A 17,209-nucleotide genomic window follows, 5' to 3' on the forward strand; every position below is an offset into this window, starting at 1 on the left:
CATCGCAACACCCCGAATCCAACCCCGAGGAGAAAACCGATGAAGTTCGCGAAGCTCTCGACCCTGGCGCTGGCGATCGCCGCCGCGTTCGCGGCCCCCGCCCAGGCGCAGTCGAACAAGGAGTTGATGGACGAGTTGAAGGCGATGAAGCAGCGCATCGCGGACCTGGAGAAGAAGCTGGCCGAGAAGTCGGCCCCCGAGGCCAAGCCCACTGAAAAGCAATGGGGCATGACCCCCGAGCAGGTGCAGGACTTCAACCGCATCGCGGTGAAGACCGAGGCGCTCGAAGACGCGATGGAAGCGCAAGGCCTGAAGGGCCTGAAGATCGGCGGCTACGTCGACCCGACCTGGATCTACAACAAGAACCAGCACAGCGCCGGCTTCCAGTTCCTGAACCGCGTCTCGGACGACGGCTACAACTACGACAACGGCTACTTCGGCGTGGTCAACCTCGATTTCCAGAAGGAGCTCGATGGTGGCACCAAGCTGCGCCTGACGCTGATGCCCAACCGCGGCGCCGGCTCCATCGCCGACCCCGACGGCAATTCGATCGTGCACGAGGCCTCGGCGTCGATCCCGATCGGCGACCTGCAAACCCGCTTCATCTTCGGCCAGATCCCCGACTGGTCGGGCTACGAATACGTGCAGGGCCCGTTGACCAAGCTGGTGACGCGCGGCCTGCTGCTCGATTTCACCGAGCCCACCGTGTACACCGGTGCCGGGCTGGAATTCATCCGCGGCAAGTGGGACATCAAGGGCGTGCTGGCCAACTACAACAAGACGAAGAACGGCGCGAACCACAAGGCGCCGGTGTTCGCCTACCGCGTCGACTACTCGAAGGGCGAGTTCAACGGCTTCGGCTTCGCCGGCGTGCACGGCAAGGTCGGCAACTTCTCCGAAAGCGCGATCGATCCGACGACGCTCGAGGTGATCCCGCAGGACGACACCCGGCTCGACCTGTTCGAGATCGACGGCTACTTCATCCGCGGCGACTGGACGGTGCAGGGCCAGGTCGGTGTCGGCCGCCAGCGCAATGCGTCGATCGTGCCGGCGGCCGACGGCAGCCTGCGCGACGCGAAGTGGTGGGGCCTGTCGGCGCTCGCCGCCTACAAGTTCCAGCCGCGCTTCGAGGGCGTGGTCCGCGCCGACTACATCAACAACAAGAAGAACGGCGGCGGGCTGCTGCAGTACTCGGTGGCCGACGACCGCAACGGCATCGGCCCTGACCCGGCACTGGGCTGCGCGCCGGGGGCGCTGGTCGACGGCTGCGACGAAGGCGCGAACCGCTATGCGCTGGCCGTCGGCTTCAACTACCTGATGACCCGCAACACGACCCTGAAGGCCGAATACCGGCTGGATCGCGCGACACTGCCGGTCTTCATCGACGCCAACGACGGCAGCTACAAGAAGAGCAACCACCTGCTCGGAGCCTCGGTGGTGTTGACGTTCTGACGAAGGAGACGACATGGCTTCCATCGACTGGATCGCTCGGGCCGCTGAACAACGATTCGACGGCCGCGCCTTCATCGGCGGCCAGCGCGTTGCGGCCCTCGCGGGCGAGACCTTCGGCTGCGTATCGCCGCTCGACGGCCGTACGCTGACGCAGGTGGCCCGCGGCCAGTCGGCCGACGTCGATGCGGCGGTGCAGTCGGCGCGCCGTGCGTTCGACGACGGCCGCTGGTCGCGCAAGGCGCCCGCCCAGCGCAAGAAGGTGCTGCAGCGCTTCGCCGAGCTGATCCTCGGCGCGAAGGAGGAGCTGGCGCTGCTCGAGACGCTCGACATGGGCAAGCCGATCAAGTACAGCCTGAGCGTCGACGTGCCGTCCACCGCGCGCTGCATCGCCTGGTATGCCGAGGCGGTCGACAAGGTCTACGACGAGATCGCGCCGACGCCGCACAGCGCGCTGGCGCTGATCACGCGCGAGCCGATGGGCGTGATCGGCGCGATCGTGCCGTGGAACTACCCGATGATCATGGCCTCGTGGAAGCTCGGCCCGGCACTTGCCGCCGGCAACAGCGTGGTGCTGAAGCCGAGCGAGAAATCGCCGCTGACCGCGCTGCGCCTGGCCGAGCTCGCGCTGCAGGCCGGCCTGCCCGAAGGCGTGTTCAACGTGGTGCCCGGCTACGGCCACGAGGCCGGCGAGGCGCTCGCACTGCACCCGCAGGTCGACGCGATCGGCTTCACCGGCTCCACGCGCGTCGGCCGCAAGATGCTGGAGTACGCCGGGCGCAGCAACCTGAAGCGGGTCTACAACGAGCTGGGCGGCAAGTCGGCCTTCGTCGTGTTCCCCGATTTCGACGACCTCACCCGCGCCGCGCAGACGGTGGCCGGCAGCATGTTCTTCAACCAGGGCGAGTCGTGCAATGCGCCGTCGCGGGTGTTCGTGCACGACAGCATCGCCGACGACTTCGTGAAGACGGTGACGGCCGAGGCGTCGAAGTACCAGCCGGGCAACCCGCTCGACGCCGGCACCGAGCTCGGCGCGCTGGTCGACGACACGCAGCTGCGCACGGTGATGGGCTACATCGATGCCGGGCAGAGCGAAGGCGCGCGGCTCGCCGCCGGCGGCCGGCAGTCGCGCCAGGACAGCGGCGGCTACTTCGTCGAACCGACGGTGTTCGACGGTGTCAGCAACAGCATGAAGATCGCCCGCGAGGAGATCTTCGGGCCGGTGCTGTCGGTGATCCGCTTCAAGACCGAGGACGAAGCGATCGCGATGGCCAACGACAGCGCCTACGGCCTGCAGGCGAGCGTGTGGAGCAGCAACATCAACCGCGCGCACCGCGTGGCCCGCGCGCTGCGCGCCGGCACGGTGCACGTCAACCAGTACGACGAAGACGACATCACCGTGCCGTTCGGCGGCTTCAAGCAGAGCGGCAACGGGCGCGACAAATCGCTGCATGCGTTCGACAAGTACACCGAACTCAAGACCACCTGGATACGGTTGGACTGACCGGAGAACCGCGATGAACCACTCGCAGAACGAACAGCTGATGGCCCGCAAGGCCGCGGCCACGCCGCGCGGCGTCGGCGTGATGGGCACGTTCTTCGCCGACCATGCCGAGAACGCCGAGCTGTGGGATGTCGAAGGCCGGCGTTTCCTCGATTTCGCCGGCGGCATCGCGGTGATGAACACCGGCCACCGCCACCCGAAGATCGTCGCGGCGATCGAGGCGCAGTTGAAGCGCTTCACGCACACCTGCTACCAGGTCGTGCCCTACGAGGGCTACATCGCGCTGGCCGAGCAGCTCAATGCGCTGACGCCCGGCCGCCACGCCAAGAAGACCGCGTTCTTCAGCACCGGTGCCGAGGCGATCGAGAACGCGGTGAAGATCGCCCGCGCCCACACGAAGCGCGCCGGTGTCATCGCGTTCGGCGGCGCCTTCCATGGCCGCAGCCTGTTCGCGGTGGCGCTGACCGGCAAGGTGCAGCCGTACAAGGCCGGCTTCGGCCCCTTCCCGCCCGAGATCTACCACGTGCCCTTCCCCGCTGAAGGCACGAACCTGGCCGAAGTGCAGAAGGCGGTGCAGCACCTGTTCAAGGCCGACATCGAGGCGTCGCGCGTCGCGGCCATCGTGTTCGAACCGGTGCAGGGCGAAGGCGGCTTCAACGTGATCCAGGCCGACGCGCTGCGCTGGCTGCGCGCGCTGTGCGACGAGCACGGCATCGTGCTGATCGCCGACGAGGTGCAGACCGGGTTCGGCCGCACCGGCCGGCTGTTCGCGATGGAGCACTTCCCCGACGTGCTGCCCGACATCCTCGTCAGCGCCAAGTCGCTGGCCGCCGGGCTGCCGCTGTCGGCGGTGACCGGCCGCGCCGAGATCATGGATGCCCCCGCGCCCGGCGGCCTCGGCGGCACCTACGCCGGCAACCCGCTGGCGATTGCCGCCGCGCATGCGGTGATCGGCGTGATGCACGACGAGCAGTTGCCGGCGCGCGGCCAGGCGCTCGGCGACCGGCTGAAGGCGGTGCTGAACGAGCTGCGCGCTGCCGTGCCGCAGATCGCCGACGTGCGCGGGCTGGGCGCGATGGTGGCGGTGCAGTTCGACTGCCCCGGCACCGACGCGCCCGACGCCGCGTTCACGAAGCAGGTGCAGGCCGAAGCCCTGCAGCGCGGGCTGATCCTGCTGAGCTGCGGCGTCGATGCCAACGTGATCCGCTTCCTGTTCCCGCTGACGATCCCCGACGCGCATTTCGTCGAGGCGACCGCGATCCTGCAGGCCTCGCTGCGGGCGGCCGCGGCGAGCGCATGAAAGAACTCCGCGAGCGGCTGCAGGCCGAGGGCGTCCACACGCTGGTCGCGCAGTTCACCGACCTGCACGGCGTCGCGAAGGGCAAGTACGTGCCGCTCGCGCACCTGGAGAGCCTGCTGGCCGAGGGCGCGGGCTTTGCCGGTCCGTCGATCTGGGGCACCGGGCTGCCGCGCACCGGCCCGCGCGCGGAGTACTACGGCCGCGGCCAGCCCGAGACCGCGCGCGCGTTGCCGTGGATGCCGGGCTATGCGCGCATCGTCTGCGACGGTCATGTCGCCGGCGAGCCGTTCGACGCCTGCCCGCGCCAGGTGCTGAAGCGCCAGCTGGCGCGGCTGGCCGGGCGCGGCTGGACGCTGCGCACCGGCATCGAGCCGGAGTTCTTCCTGCTGCGCCGCACGGCCGACGGCGGCATCGCGCCGGCCGATCCGCACGACGCGCTCGACAAGCCGTCGTACGACCTGAAGACGCTGCCGCGCCAGGCCGCCTTCCTGCACGAGCTCGCCGCGGCGCTCACCGAATGCGGCCTCGACGTGTTCCAGGTCGACCATGAAGACGCGCACGGCCAGTACGAGCTGAACTTCCACCATGCCGAGGCACTGGCGAGCGCCGACCACCTGATGCTGTTCAAGCTGGCTGCGCAGGCGCTGGCCGAGCGGCACGGCAGTGTGTTCTCGATGATGCCGAAGCCGTTCGCGAACCAGCCGGGCAGCGGCATGCACTTCCACGTGTCGCTGTGGGCCGGTGGCGACTGCGTGTTCGCCGACCGGCAGCAGCCGCTGTCGACGCTCGCACTGCAGTTCATCGCCGGCGTGCTGGCGCATTCGGCCGCGCTGTGCGCGCTGGCCGCGCCGACCGTCAACAGCTACAAGCGGCTGGTGGTCGGCGAATCGCTGTCGGGCACCAGCTGGGCGCCGGCCTACGTCGCGCACGGGCCGAACAACCGCACCGCGCTGGTCCGCACGCTCGACGGCCGCTTCGAATGGCGCCTGCCGGATGCGTCGGCGAACCCGTACCTGGCGACGGCCGGGTTGATCGCCGCCGGGCTCGACGGCATCGCACGCGCGCTCGACCCGGGGCCGGCCTGCACCGAAGACCTGTTCCCGCTCAGCCTGGCGCAGGTCCGCGAGCGCGGCATCGGGCTGCTGCCGCAGAGCCTGGGCGAGGCGGTCGACGCGCTCGAGGCCGACGACGTGATCCGCGCGGCGCTCGGCGAGACCTTGTCGGCCGAGTTCATCCGGCTCAAGCGCGCCGAGTGGACCGACTACGCGCGCCATGTGAGCGGCTGGGAGATTGCGCGGTACGCTTCGGCGTTCTGAGCCCTCCCCCGTGCCCCCTCTCCTCCTTCTCGAATGAACTCTTCGTCTTCGGCCCCTGGGGCCGCCCACCGCGCGCACGCGCCGTGGATCGCCTACCTCTGCCTCGGCAGTTCGATGGCCCTGGTGGGCAGCTACGTGGGGCTGTCGAAGCTGCTGCTGGCGGTGTTCCCGGTCTTCCTGCTGGCCTGGCTGCGCTTCGGCATGGCAGCGGTCGCGATGGTCGGCTGGGTGAGGCGCCGGCCCGGCGAAGCGCCGCTGAGCCGGCACGACCGCATCCTGCTGTTCTTCGAATCCTTCTTCGGCAATTTCCTGTTCTCGATCTGCATGCTGTTCGGCGTCGGCCTCAGCTCGGCGCTGGCGGCGGGCGTGATCATGGCCGCGATCCCGGCTGCGGTGGCGATCCTGTCGCGGCTGTTCCTGAAGGAGCGCATCGTGCCGCGCGTGGCGGTGGGCATTGCGTGCGCGGTCGGCGGCATCGCGCTGGTGTCGGTGGTGGCGCACGGCGGCAGCGACCAGGGCGGCAGTTCGCTGCTCGGCAACCTGCTGCTGTTCGGCGCGGTGATCTGCGAGGCCTCGTACGTGGTGATGGGCAAGAAGCTCACCGGCAACGTGTCGGCCAGGCGCATCAGCGCGCTGGTGAACCTGTGGGGGCTGGCGCTGGTGACGCCGCTCGGGCTGTGGCAGGCGATGTCGTTCGACTTCGGCGCGGTGCAGCCGGGCTCGTGGTCGCTGCTGCTGTTCTATTCGCTCGCGGCCAGCATGGTCACCGTGTGGCTGTGGATGACGGGCCTGCGCCAGGTGCCGGCCTCGTCGGCGGGCATCTTCACGGTGCTGCTGCCGATCAGCGCGGCAGCGATCGGCGTGGTGTTCCTCGGGGAACGGATCAGCGCGACGCAGGCCGCTGCCTTTGGCCTGGCGATTGCCGGGGTGCTGTTCGCGACCTGGCCTGCCCGCAGCCCGGCCTGACGCCCGGCAGGGGAACCTACGGGAGCCGCGTCGTGCGGAGGGCAGGATCGCGCGCGATCTCGTCGTCGTGGAACGGGAAGCGCAGCCACGCGCGGCGGGCATGGCGTGCGACCGACGCCTCGGCCGCGCCCTCGCCCGCTTCGACCGCGCCGTCGCTCTCGCCATGCGCGAGCAAGGTGTCCGCCACCACGCCGCGCGGCCCGAAGCGCACCACCTGCAGGTAGCTGTTGGCAACCGCGTCCGGGCCGATGCCGTGCGTGTCGTCGCCATCGCAGACCACCGCGAAATAACCCGCGCCATGGCAGCCTCCGAACAGCGCGAGCTGCTGGCCACCACTGCGCACGAAGCGTCGCCGCCCCAGCGGCTCGTCGAGCGCCCAGCCGCGTTCGGCGAACGCCGCAACCGTGGCCGCGAGCGCCTGTGCAATGCGCGGATCGGAACCGTTCGGCGCGCGCGGGGTGTCCAGCGGCGACTGCGGCGAGAACGGCACGCCGAACAGCTCGACATCGGGCAGGCCTTGCAGGCGCGCCCAGAACGCATCCCACAGCAGCGCACCGCGCGCGTCGGGCTCTGCGCGACCGGACCAGTGCGCCAGCACCTCGCAGGCCCGGCCCACGTCGGCCGTCGCCGGCGCCGCGCAGGTCGGCGCCAGCAGCTCGCGCCTGAATCGCTCCGCCGCCCAGGCCCGCGGCGCGAGCACCGCCTGCTTCAGCCGGCCGGCCAGCGCCTCGGCCGAGCGCGACGGCGTCGCCGCCAGCTCCTGCGCGATCGTGTGGCCCAGCCGGGCGCGCAGCGACAAGGCCTGCCGCTGCGCACCGAGCACGCTCGGGTAGCCCTCCAGCGGCTGCTGCACGCTGAACAGCCAGTGGCTGTCGTTCATGTTCTCGACGTGGTCGCTGCGCAGCAGGCTCGGCAGCGCGGCCACCGGCATCGCACCCGGCTGCGGCGCCGCGGCATCGGCCGCCCAGTCGCAGTCCGCGCGGCTGCCGTCGAGGAACGGCGTGGCCGCATCGATCTGCGCGAAGCCGCGCGACAACGCGGTGCTGCAGCGCGCGCGCAGCGCATCGGGCACGTTCGGCACCGTGCCCACGTCGGCGATCCACACCCTGCCGTCGCCGCGCCCGATGGCCGCGGTGTTGACCCACGGCATGCCGGCCTCGCGGCGCTGGATCGCGATGAAGTCGTCCAGCGAGCGCGCCTGGTTCCACGCGAAGAAGGTGCGGAACACCCGGAAGTTGTCGGCATTGATGTCGCGCAGCGCCAGTGCATGGGCCGTGCCCCAGCCGAACGGCGCGGCGCGCCGCCCGAGGTCGGCGATCGGGCCGAAGCGCGTGCCGTACAGCCGGCGCGTCACCGGCTGCAGCGTGCCGTCGGCCGCGCGCACCTGCACCGTGACCTCGCGCGACTGCATCGCCTCGCTGGCGCCGTCGACCTGGTAGCGCGTCGGGTCGGCCGGGTCCAGCGCCAGGTCGAAGAGGCCGAAGCGGCGCGCGGCCGACACGGTGTGGCTCCACGCGATGCGGTCGTTGAAGCCGATCATCACCAGCGGCACGCCGAGGAAGGCGACCCCGGCCACGTCGACGCGGCCCGGAATGCTCAGGTGCATCTGGTAGAAGCGATCGGGTCCGCCCCAGTACCAGTGCGGGTTGCCGAACAGCACGCTGCCGGCTTCACCGGTGGCCTCGCGGCCGAACGCCATCATGTTGCTGCCGAGGCCGGCCTGCTCGCCCAGCGGGTGCGCGAGCTGGGCGCGCAGCGTGCCGTCGTCGGCTGCGTGGCCGACCTTCGCAGCGCCGGTCGCCGCGGGCCGCGCGTTGACGATCTCGGGAATGAAGCGCGCCTGCCCCGCGGCGACCTGCGCGGCGAACAGGCGGCGCAGGATGTCGTCGCCGCCGATCTCGTGCACCCACGGCTCGCGCAGGCAGGCCTGGCGCGGCGCGCCGGGTTCGCCACCGGCGCCGTTGCGCGCCTGCGCCAGGTAGCGGTTGTAGCCGTCCGCATACCCGTCGGCCGCGGCCAGCAGGTCCGGCTGCAGCGCGGCGCGCGAACGCGCGAGCATCGCGTCGTCGGCGAACGCGCGGAAGTAGAAGTCCAGCTCCAGGTTGGTCGGCCGGCCGAAGGTGGACAGCCGCGCCGGTCGCGCATCGGCGCCGAAGTGCTGCGATCGTTCGCCGCGCCAGGTGGTGAAGGCCTCGGCCAGCGTGCACAGCGCGTCCTGCGCCTGCGCATGGCCGATGCCGACGCCGAGCTCGCGCCAGCCTGGCGCGCGGATGTGCGGAATGCGGTCGGCGGTGCGGCGGATCTCGACGCCGCCCGGCTGAGCCGCGGAAGCCGTCGAGACCATCAGCGGTATCGACAGCAGCGGCGCGAACGCCCGCAGCAGGCCTCGGGTCGACAGTCTCATGACGGCTCCTTCGCCTGTTCGGCGAGTGTCGCGAGCCCGCGCTGCAGCGCAGGGAACAGGCTGCGGTGGAAGTTGTTCCAGCGCAGCTCGAGGATGGTGTCGGCCGGGTCGATCTCGGTGGCCAGCACGTCGACGATCACCTCGCCCGAATCGATGCCGTTGTCGACGTAATGGAACGACGCGCCGGTCTGCCGCACCGGCTCGACCGGCGTGCGCGCCATCGTGCGCCAGTCGATGCGTTGGCCCCGGGCACCGTGCAGCGCATCGAGCGTGGCCCACGCGCCGCGCCGCTGGTGCGGCGAGCCGTCGCGCGTGATGCCGGGGTGGATGTTGACGATGCGGCGGTGGAACGGCGCGCCCGGCCGCACCAGCGCGTCGAGGATGACCAGCAGGCCGTCGAGCACGACGATGTCGGCTCGCAGCGCGAGCAGCCGCGCCAGCAGCCGGGTTTCGAAATCGCGCTTGCCGGCCACGCGCTGCGCCGCGCCGAGCGGCAGCCGGCGGTAGTCGGACGGCACCGCTTCCATCAGCTCGACGAGCGGCCTGCCCTGCACCTGCAGCGCCGGCGGGAACGGCCAGCAGCGGCTCGGGTGCGGCGAGAAGCCGTAGTCCTTCAGCAGCTCGCGGTCGCGCGGGTTGCCTTCGTCGTCGTCGACGATCACCGCCTGCAACGAATACGCATCGCCGAGCGCGCTGCCGTTCAGCGTCTCGACGAGGAATTCGAGCGGCGACTTCATGTAGCGCTGCCCGCCCTTGAACGCGACGGGCTGCCCGGCGCGGTCGGCGGCCGCGTTGCGCAGCGACGCGATGTAGACGAGCCTGGCCGGTCTCTCCGGCGGTCTGGTTGACGGTTCCATGTGCCACATGACGAAGCACGGGCCGCGCTGTTCAGCGGACGACTTCGGCTGAACAAACCCACCGACCGCTCGTCATGGAGGCATGAACAGCGGCACCTCCCCACGATCCTCTCCCTCCCCTGCAGCACCGCGCTGCGTGAGCCATCCGTTCGGCCAGGCGCTGCAGGTGCAGCGCGACGGCGACCGGCTGGTGGTGACCGACCCGCAGCCGGCGCGCGCGGGCGACGCGCCGCGCGACCGCATCGGCCGCTGGCAGTGGCGGCACGGCGGCTTCGATGCCGGCCAGCTCTCGGAACTGCAATGGCTCGGCCCGTGCTCCGGCGAGCCTTCGGCCGCCCACCTGCTGGCGATCGTCGAGGCGGCGTTCACCTTCGAGCCGCGCACCGCCCGCCTGCTGCTGCAGCCGCCGTTCGCGTCGGCGCTGAACCTGGTCGAGCATGGCCTGGCCCTGCCGGCCACCGGCGGCGGATGGATCGTGCACCGCGAGATGTTCTTCCAGCACGCACCGATGTGGCTGCCGCAGGTGGCCTCGCCGATCCCGCTGCGCTATGCGCTGACCGGCGACCGCCGCCACCCGCTGCGCGCCGCCAAGCGCCGCGGCGTGCTGTACCAGCGGCACATCCCGTGGCTGGACCGCACGTTCTCGTTCCGCAGCCTGGACATCGAAACCGACCTGCCACGCTTCCACCGCTGGATGAACGACCCCGACGTGGCCCAGGTCTGGCAGGAAGACGGCGACCTCGCGAAGCACCGCGGCTACCTCGACGCCATCGCCGTCGACCCGCACATGCAGGCCATGATCGCCTGCCTGGACGGCGAGCCCTTCGGCTACTTCGAGGCCTACTGGGCGAAGGAGAACCGCATCGCGCCGTTCTGCGAGGCCGACGACCACGACCGCGGCTGGCATGTGCTGATCGGCGAGCCGGGCTTTCGCGGCAAGGCCTTCGCGACGGCCTGGCTCACGTCGATCTCGCACTACCTGTTCCTCGCCGACCCGCGCACGCGGCGCATCGTCGGCGAGCCGCGCGCCGACCACCGCCAGCAGCTGCGCAACCTCGACCGCTCCGGCTACGCGAAGGTCAAGGAGTTCGACTTCCCGCACAAGCGCGCGATGCTGGTGACGCTGCTGCGCGAACGCTTCTTCACCGACACGCTGTGGTGGCCGCGCGAGGACGAGCCCGCGCCCGTCCTCACGTCCGCCCCCCCCACCGCCCTGCAGGCAAGGACATGAGCATGCGCGTGCACGACCTCATCGGCATCGGCTTCGGGCCGTCGAACCTGGCGCTGGCGATCGCGCTCGACGAGCAGCGGCGTGCCGGCCGGCCGCTCGTCGACGCGCTGTTCATCGAGCGCCAGCCGGGCTTCGCGTGGCATCCGGATATGCTGCTGCCGCAGGCCCACATGCAGATCTCGTTCCTGAAGGACCTGGCGACGCTGCGCAACCCGACCAGCCGCTTCACCTTCGTGAACTACCTGCACCAGCAAGGGCGGCTGCAGGATTTCATCAACCTGAAGACCTTCTACCCGAGCCGCCGCGAGTTCAACGACTACCTCGGCTGGGCGGCGGCGCAGTTCGACGACGCCTGCGTCTACGGCGAAGAGGCGGTCGAGGTGCTGCCGCAGGCGCAGGGCCGCGAGGTGTCGCTGCTGCGCGTGCGCTCGCGCGACGCCGGCGGCCGGTGGCACGAGCGGCTCGCGCGCCACCTGGTGGTCAGCATCGGCGGCACCGCCCACATCCCCGAGGCCTTCCGCGCGCTGAAGGGCGACCCGCGGGTGATGCACTCCAGCGGCTACCTGGCCGGGATGGCGCGCCAGGCCGATGCGAAGCGCATCGCGATCGTCGGGGCCGGCCAGAGCGCGGCCGAGCTGTTCATCGACCTGCACGGCCGGCCGAACGCGCCACAGGTCGACCTGATCATGCGGGCGCGCGCGATCCGGCCGGCCGACGACAGCCCGTTCGTCAACGAGATCTTCAACGCCGGCTTCGTCGACCAGGTGTATGCCCAGCCCGAAGCGCAGCGGGCCGAGATGCTGGCGGCGTTCCGCCACACCAACTACGCCTGCGCCGACCTCGACCTGATCCGGCAGATGTTCGCGGTGTTCTACGAGCAGCGCGTCAGCGGCGACGAGCGGCACCGCCTGCTGCGGCGGCACGAGATCCAGAGCGTGCGCGCCGTCCCCGACGGCATCCACCTGAACCTGCTCGACGTCAACGCCTCGCGCGAGCGCAGCCAGCGCTACGACGCGGTGGTGCTGGCCACCGGCTATGCGCGCGAGCAGCACCATGCGCTGCTGGGCGAGCTGGCGCCGTGGCTTGGGCGGCTGGAGGTGGACCGCGACTACCGCGTGATCGCGCCGCGCGAGTTCCGCCCGGCGGTGTTCCTGCAGGGGGCCTGCGAGACCACCCACGGGCTGAGCGACACACTGCTGTCGATCACCGCGGTGCGCTCGAACGAGATCGCGACGAACCTTGCTACACTCAATGCGAACAATTCTCATTGAGCGAGGTGCTCTTCCAACGCATGCGCGAGCTGATCCAGGAACTGGTGGCCCATTGTGCGGACCTGCGACGGCAGCTGACGCGCGAGCTGCGCGACCCGCAGCATGCGGCGGACATCGCGCAGTCGAGCTTCGAGCGGGTCTATGCGCTCGCGCTGGGCGACGGGCCCCGGGCGTCGATCGCGGCGCCGCGGGCGCTGCTGTTCCGCGTGGCGCGCAACCTGTGCATCGATGAGGCCCGGCACCGGCAGGTGGTGCAGAGCTGGGCCGCGCAGCACGCCGGGTCCGGCCTGCAGACGACGGCCCCGTCGTGCGAATACGTGCATGCGCAGCGCCAGGTGCTGCGGCGCGTGATCGGCGTGCTGGAGTCGCTGCCGCCGTTGCGGCGCGAGGTGTTCCTGCTGTTCCGCGCCTACGGCTTCACGCGCACCGAGATCGCGGCGCGGCTCGCGCTCAGCGAGGCGGCGGTGGCCAAGCACCTGGTGCGGGCGGCGCTCGACTGCTCGCGCGTGTTTGCCGAGATGCAGGCGGAATTGATCGAGGCGCCGGCGGTGTCGCCGCGCAGCAGCTTCCGCGCGGCGCTGGCCGAGGAGGGGGCATGAGTCGCGCCGCGACCGCCGAAAAGCTGATCGAGCATGCGCTCGACCTGGTCGTCAAGAGCGAGGTCGAGCCTGAACCGGCCGCCGGCCGGGCGCTCGCGCGGCTGCGGCAGTGGATCGGCGAATCGCCCGACCATGCGGCCGCGGCCGACGAAGCGCGCCGGCGTTGGCAGATGCTGGGCGGCCTGTCGGAAGAGCTGCGCGAGCACTTCGACGAACCGGTGGCCGCCGGTGCCTTCAAGGGGCGGCGCAACCTGCTGTTGTCGGCGGCTGCGGTGCTCGGCGGCGCGGCGCTTGCCGGCCGGCTGGGGTGGCAGCACTGGCAGACGCCGGTGTTCACGGCGGCGTACCGCACGCAACCGCTGCAGCTGCTCAATGTCAGCCTGCCCGATGCCCGGCCGGGCACGCAGCTGGCGCTCGGCGCCGACAGCGCGGTCGACGTGCGGCTGCACCGGCAGCGGCGCATCGTGCGGCTCGACGGCGGTGAACTGCGCTGCGACGTGGCGCACGACGCCGCGCGGCCGTTCCAGGTGCTGACGCGCGACGCGCGCATCGAGGTGCTGGGGACGGTGTTCAGCCTGCGCGACCGCGGCGGTGCACTGACGGTGGGTGTCGAACGCGGGCGGGTGCAGGTCGCGCTGCGCGCCACGGCGGCCGACGGCGGCGGTGACCGCGTCGGCCCGCCGATCGAACTGGGCGCCGGCGAGCTGATCGACATCCGCCACGGCATCGCGCAGCCGCCGCGCCAGGGCGACGCGGCGGCCCTCGCCGGCTGGCGCGACGGCTGGCTCAGCTTCGAGAACACCCCGCTGCGCGAGGCGCTGGCCAGCGTCAACGCCTACCGCAGCGCGGCGATCGTCAGCACCGACCCGCGGGTCGACGCGATGCGGCTGACCGGCCGCTTCCCGGTGCGGGATGCGGCCGGGTTGCTGGCGGCGCTGCCGCAGGTGTTGCCGATCACCGTCCGCCCGCGGGCGGATGGCAGCGCCGAACTGTTCGCTCGCTAGCCATCGGATCGGGCCGGGCTGTCCTGCTTTGGGCGGCTCATCCGTCTAAGCCAGCAGGAAATCCCGAAAAACCTGACTGGAGTACCCCATGCGTTCCCTCCCCCGCCAACGCCTGCTTGTCGTCGCGTTGGCTGCCGCCTTCAGCGGCCCCTTCGCGCCGTCGCGCGCGCTCGCCCAGGCCGCCGTGCTGGCCGAAGCCGAGTTCGACGTCCAGGTGCCGGCCCAGCCGCTGGAGGCCGCGCTGAACGAGCTGTCGCGCCAGACCGGCGTGGCCGTCCTCGCGGCCGGTGACGCCACCAGCGGCAAGACCTCGCGCGCCGTGTCCGGCCGCTTCAGCGCGGCCCAGGCGCTGCAGCAGATGCTCGCCGGTAGTGGCCTCGAAGCCGCCCGTGCGCCGAACGGCGGCTTCGCGGTGCGCCAGGCGTCGGCCGCCGCAGCCGTGGCCGTGGCCGAGACCACGCTGCCCGCCCTCACCGTGCGCGCCCGCGCCGATGCCGATGCCGGGGGCTACGTCGCGCAGCGCGCCAGCGTCGGCACCAAGACCGACACGCCGCTCGCCGAGGTGCCGCAGTCGATCTCGGTCATCGGCAGCCAGGAGATCGACGACAAGGGCCTGGCGACGCTGACCGACGCGCTCGCGCAGACCCCTGGCATCACCGTGAACCCGTACGGCTTCGATTCGCGCGGGCTCGACTGGGTGCTGCTGCGCGGCTTCGACGGCTGGTACACCAGCAGCTTCCGCGACGGCCTCGCGCAGAACGTCGGCATCACCTTCCTCGGCGTGCAGACCGAGGTCTACGGGCTGGAGCGCCTCGAGGTGCTGCGCGGCCCGTCGTCGGTGCTGTTCGGCAAGGGCGACGTCGGCGGCGTCGTCAACCGCGTCAGCAAAGTGCCCGGGCCCGACGCAGTGCGCGAGATCGGCGTGCAGACCGGCCGCTACGACCGCAAGCAGGTGATGGCCGACGTGGGCGGCGCGATCGATGCCGACGGCCAGTGGCGCTGGCGTGTCGTCGGCCTGGGCCTGGACACCGGCACGCAGGACCGGTACCCGAACGGCGAGCGCATGACGCAGAAGCGCCAGTACCTCGCGCCGTCGATCAAGTGGCAGCCGACGCCGCAGACCTCGCTGACGCTGCAGGCCGAGGTGCTGCGCGACGACGGCTCCGACGACGTGCAGTTCGTCAGCGACTTCAACAGGCAACCCACCACCATCAAGGAAGGGGACCCCACCTTCAGCCGCATCGAGACCGGGTCGGACGCGCTCGGCTGGCAGTTCGCGCACCGCTTCGACAGCGGCTGGCAGCTGCAGCAGAAGGCGCGCTACGCGCACCGCACGTCGGACAAGCACCACATCCAGTCGTTCTTCGACACCACCCCCGGTGCCGATCCGAACCTGCTGCTGCGCCAGGCACGGCACGATGTCGAAGCGGTCGACGAGAACAGCATCGACACCTCGGTGCAAGGCCAGGTGGACGGCGGCGGCCTGTCGCACACGCTGCTGTTCGGTCTCGACGTCGACCGCAGCCGCGCCGAATGGCAGCGCTGGCAGGCCATGACGACGCCGCTCGACCTGAGCAACCCGGTCTACGGCGTGCCGATCGCCGAGCCGAGCTCCCAGTCCCGCGACAAGCAGGTGATCCTCGAGCAGGTCGGCCTGTACGCGCAGGACCAGGTGCGCTTCGATTCGCACTGGGGCATGACGGCAGGCGTGCGCCAGGACCGCGTGAAGACGCGCTACGAGAACCGGAGGGTCGGTCCCGTCGTCGCCGAGCGCACCGACAACGCCACCACCGGCCGGCTCGGCGTCAACTACCTGGTCGGCAACGGCTGGGCGCCGTATGCGAGCTACGCTGAATCGTTCGTGCCGGTGATGGCGGCGGATGAAGACCAACTGTTCGATCCGAGCCGCGGCCGGCAGGTGGAGTTGGGCGTGAAGTACATGCCCGAGGGCGAGGCGGTGTCGTTCACCGCGGCTGTCTTCAACCTCGTGAAGACCAACGTGGTCTCGTACGACCAGGTGAACTTTGCGCCGCACGCGATCGGCAAGGTGCGTTCGCGCGGGCTGGAGCTGGAGGCCAGGGCGGCCCTGACGAAGCAGCTGCGGCTGACCGGCTCGTTCACCGCGCTGGACATGAAGGTGCTGGCCAGCGCGATCGACACCGAGGTCGGCAACATGCCGATCCTGACGCCGAAGCGGACCGCGTCGCTCTGGCTCGACTACGCGCTCGGCGCCGGCGCGCTGCACGGCGTCAGCATCGGCGGCGGGCTGCGCCATGTCGGCAAGCGCTGGGACAACGGCGAGAACACCGAGTCGCAGCCGGCCTACACGCTGGCCGATGCCGCGGTGCGCTACGACAACGGCCCGTGGCGCTTCGCGCTGAACGTCAGCAACCTGTTCGACAAGGAGTACCTCGCCGGCCACGCCTACGGCAGCTACTTCCGCGGCAACGAACGCAACGTGGTGCTGACGGCGAAGTACCGGTTCTGAGTTCCGTCCGGGCTGAGCTTGTCGAAGCCCCGCTCGATGCGAGCAGGCCCTTCGACAGGCTCAGGGCGAACGGGAGGCGCAGGCAGCCTTATCCAGCCAACCCGGCGTAGACGTTCTGCACGTCGTCGCCGGCGTCGAGCGCGGTGAGGAAGCTCTCCACTTCCTCCAGCTGCTCGGCGGTCAGGCTCTTCGGGTCGACCGGGTTCTTCGGCTTGTAGCCGAGCTTGGCCGACAGCACCGTGAAGCCCTGGCCCTGCAGCGCGCGGCTCACCAGGTCCAGGTCGGCCGGATCGGTCAGGAACAGCGTGACGCCGTTCTCGTCGGCCGGCTCGAAGTCCTGCGCGCCGGCTTCGATCGCCGCCAGTTCCGGGTCGGCGCCCGGCGCCGCCGGCTCGGCCTCGATCATGCCGAGGTGGTCGAAGTCCCAGGCCACCGAGCCCGAGGTGCCGAGCTGGCCCTTGCGGAACAGCACCCGCATCTCCGACGCCGCGCGGTTCACGTTGTCGGTCAGGCACTCCACCATCACCGGCACGCGGTGCGGCGCGAAGCCTTCATACAGCGCATGCTCGAAGTGCACCGTCTCGCCGGTCAACCCGGCGCCCTTCTTGATCGCGCGGTCCAGCGTGTCCTTCGGCATCGAGACCTTGCGCGCCTGCTCGACCACCAGCCGCAGCCGCGAGTTTGCGGCCGGGTCGGCGCCGTGCCGCGCGGCCACCATGATGTCCTTGGCCAGCTTGCCAAACAGCCTGCTCTTGGCACTGGACGCCAGGTCCTTGTGATATGCCTTCCACTGCGCGCCCATGCTGGTGTTCCTTGATCG

Annotated in this window: 13 protein-coding genes; 10 read left to right on the forward strand and 3 right to left on the reverse strand. The window is 70.9% G+C overall.

Annotated elements, in window-relative coordinates; all coding sequences use genetic code 11:
• The first annotated feature begins 39 nt into the window (after positions 1-39).
• Genes ASC98_RS25650 through ASC98_RS25670 form a run of 5 tightly spaced genes read left to right on the forward strand, consistent with a single transcriptional unit; the run spans position 40 to position 6,535 of the window.
• Positions 40-1,452 carry a DUF3138 family protein gene (locus ASC98_RS25650; protein ID WP_056808879.1) on the forward strand — a complete coding sequence of 471 codons (1,413 nt, stop codon included), beginning with the start codon at positions 40-42 and terminating at the stop codon, positions 1,450-1,452.
• A 13-nt stretch (positions 1,453-1,465) separates the two neighbouring features.
• Positions 1,466-2,953 (forward strand): aldehyde dehydrogenase, encoded by a 1,488-nt coding sequence (locus ASC98_RS25655; protein WP_056808878.1) that lies wholly within the window; start codon positions 1,466-1,468, stop codon positions 2,951-2,953.
• Between the two features lie 13 nt (positions 2,954-2,966).
• A complete protein-coding gene (gene gabT / locus ASC98_RS25660; protein WP_056808877.1) occupies positions 2,967-4,253 on the forward strand; it encodes a 4-aminobutyrate--2-oxoglutarate transaminase in 1,287 nt (428 codons plus the stop codon).
• Positions 4,250-5,569: a type III glutamate--ammonia ligase gene (gene glnT, locus ASC98_RS25665; RefSeq protein ID WP_056808876.1), complete on the forward strand. Its 1,320-nt coding sequence runs from the start codon at positions 4,250-4,252 to the stop codon at positions 5,567-5,569. Before gabT ends, glnT begins: the two co-directional genes overlap by 4 nt.
• A gap of 33 nt (positions 5,570-5,602) precedes the next feature.
• A complete protein-coding gene (locus ASC98_RS25670) occupies positions 5,603-6,535 on the forward strand; it encodes a DMT family transporter (protein WP_082542304.1) in 933 nt (310 codons plus the stop codon).
• Between the two features lie 16 nt (positions 6,536-6,551).
• Here ASC98_RS25670 and ASC98_RS25675 read toward each other — a convergent pair whose 3' ends face one another.
• Together ASC98_RS25675 and ASC98_RS25680 are read right to left on the reverse strand one after the other, a co-directional pair.
• A complete protein-coding gene (locus ASC98_RS25675) occupies positions 6,552-8,939 on the reverse strand; it encodes a penicillin acylase family protein (RefSeq protein WP_056808874.1) in 2,388 nt (795 codons plus the stop codon).
• A complete protein-coding gene (locus ASC98_RS25680; protein ID WP_056809257.1) occupies positions 8,936-9,796 on the reverse strand; it encodes a N(5)-hydroxyornithine transformylase PvdF in 861 nt (286 codons plus the stop codon). The genes ASC98_RS25675 and ASC98_RS25680 overlap by 4 nt, the downstream gene beginning before the upstream one ends.
• A 136-nt stretch (positions 9,797-9,932) precedes the next feature.
• Here ASC98_RS25680 and ASC98_RS25685 point away from each other — a divergent pair, with 136 nt between their 5' ends.
• The 5 genes from ASC98_RS25685 to ASC98_RS25705 all read left to right on the forward strand — a co-directional run bounded on the left by ASC98_RS25685 (position 9,933) and on the right by ASC98_RS25705 (position 16,389).
• On the forward strand, positions 9,933-11,027 hold the full coding sequence (locus tag ASC98_RS25685; protein ID WP_235581398.1) for a GNAT family N-acetyltransferase: 1,095 nt from the start codon (positions 9,933-9,935) through the stop codon (positions 11,025-11,027).
• A gap of 2 nt (positions 11,028-11,029) precedes the next feature.
• Positions 11,030-12,298 (forward strand): lysine N(6)-hydroxylase/L-ornithine N(5)-oxygenase family protein, encoded by a 1,269-nt coding sequence (locus ASC98_RS25690; RefSeq protein ID WP_056809255.1) that lies wholly within the window; start codon positions 11,030-11,032, stop codon positions 12,296-12,298.
• Positions 12,299-12,318: 20 nt separating this feature from the next.
• A complete protein-coding gene (locus tag ASC98_RS25695; RefSeq protein ID WP_056808873.1) occupies positions 12,319-12,897 on the forward strand; it encodes an RNA polymerase sigma factor in 579 nt (192 codons plus the stop codon).
• Entirely contained in the window at positions 12,894-13,901 is a 1,008-nt protein-coding gene (locus tag ASC98_RS25700) for a FecR family protein (protein ID WP_082542302.1), read from the forward strand. Before ASC98_RS25695 ends, ASC98_RS25700 begins: the two co-directional genes overlap by 4 nt.
• A gap of 88 nt (positions 13,902-13,989) precedes the next feature.
• On the forward strand, positions 13,990-16,389 hold the full coding sequence (locus ASC98_RS25705) for a TonB-dependent siderophore receptor (protein ID WP_157598275.1): 2,400 nt from the start codon (positions 13,990-13,992) through the stop codon (positions 16,387-16,389).
• A gap of 88 nt (positions 16,390-16,477) precedes the next feature.
• Here ASC98_RS25705 and ASC98_RS25710 read toward each other — a convergent pair whose 3' ends face one another.
• Positions 16,478-17,191, reverse strand: a complete 714-nt coding sequence (locus ASC98_RS25710) for a YebC/PmpR family DNA-binding transcriptional regulator (RefSeq protein WP_056808871.1) — start codon at positions 17,189-17,191, stop codon at positions 16,478-16,480.
• Positions 17,192-17,209: the final 18 nt, after the last annotated feature.

The organism is Rhizobacter sp. Root1238 (assembly GCF_001425825.1).
GTDB lineage: Bacteria > Pseudomonadota > Gammaproteobacteria > Burkholderiales > Burkholderiaceae_C > Rhizobacter.

Excerpts from the sequence above, each read along its gene's own strand:
- ASC98_RS25690 (WP_056809255.1), top strand. The coding sequence starts at position 11,030 with ATGCGCGTGCACGACCTCATCGGCATCGGCTTCGGGCCGTCGAACCTG.
- ASC98_RS25675 (WP_056808874.1), bottom strand. The coding sequence starts at position 8,939 with ATGAGACTGTCGACCCGAGGCCTGCTGCGGGCGTTCGCGCCGCTGCTG.
- ASC98_RS25655 (WP_056808878.1), top strand. The coding sequence starts at position 1,466 with ATGGCTTCCATCGACTGGATCGCTCGGGCCGCTGAACAACGATTCGAC.
- ASC98_RS25700 (WP_082542302.1), top strand. The coding sequence starts at position 12,894 with ATGAGTCGCGCCGCGACCGCCGAAAAGCTGATCGAGCATGCGCTCGAC.
- ASC98_RS25705 (WP_157598275.1), top strand. The coding sequence starts at position 13,990 with ATGCGTTCCCTCCCCCGCCAACGCCTGCTTGTCGTCGCGTTGGCTGCC.
- ASC98_RS25680 (WP_056809257.1), bottom strand. The coding sequence starts at position 9,796 with ATGGAACCGTCAACCAGACCGCCGGAGAGACCGGCCAGGCTCGTCTAC.
- ASC98_RS25670 (WP_082542304.1), top strand. The coding sequence starts at position 5,603 with ATGAACTCTTCGTCTTCGGCCCCTGGGGCCGCCCACCGCGCGCACGCG.
- gabT (WP_056808877.1), top strand. The coding sequence starts at position 2,967 with ATGAACCACTCGCAGAACGAACAGCTGATGGCCCGCAAGGCCGCGGCC.
- glnT (WP_056808876.1), top strand. The coding sequence starts at position 4,250 with ATGAAAGAACTCCGCGAGCGGCTGCAGGCCGAGGGCGTCCACACGCTG.
- ASC98_RS25695 (WP_056808873.1), top strand. The coding sequence starts at position 12,319 with ATGCGCGAGCTGATCCAGGAACTGGTGGCCCATTGTGCGGACCTGCGA.
- ASC98_RS25710 (WP_056808871.1), bottom strand. The coding sequence starts at position 17,191 with ATGGGCGCGCAGTGGAAGGCATATCACAAGGACCTGGCGTCCAGTGCC.
- ASC98_RS25650 (WP_056808879.1), top strand. The coding sequence starts at position 40 with ATGAAGTTCGCGAAGCTCTCGACCCTGGCGCTGGCGATCGCCGCCGCG.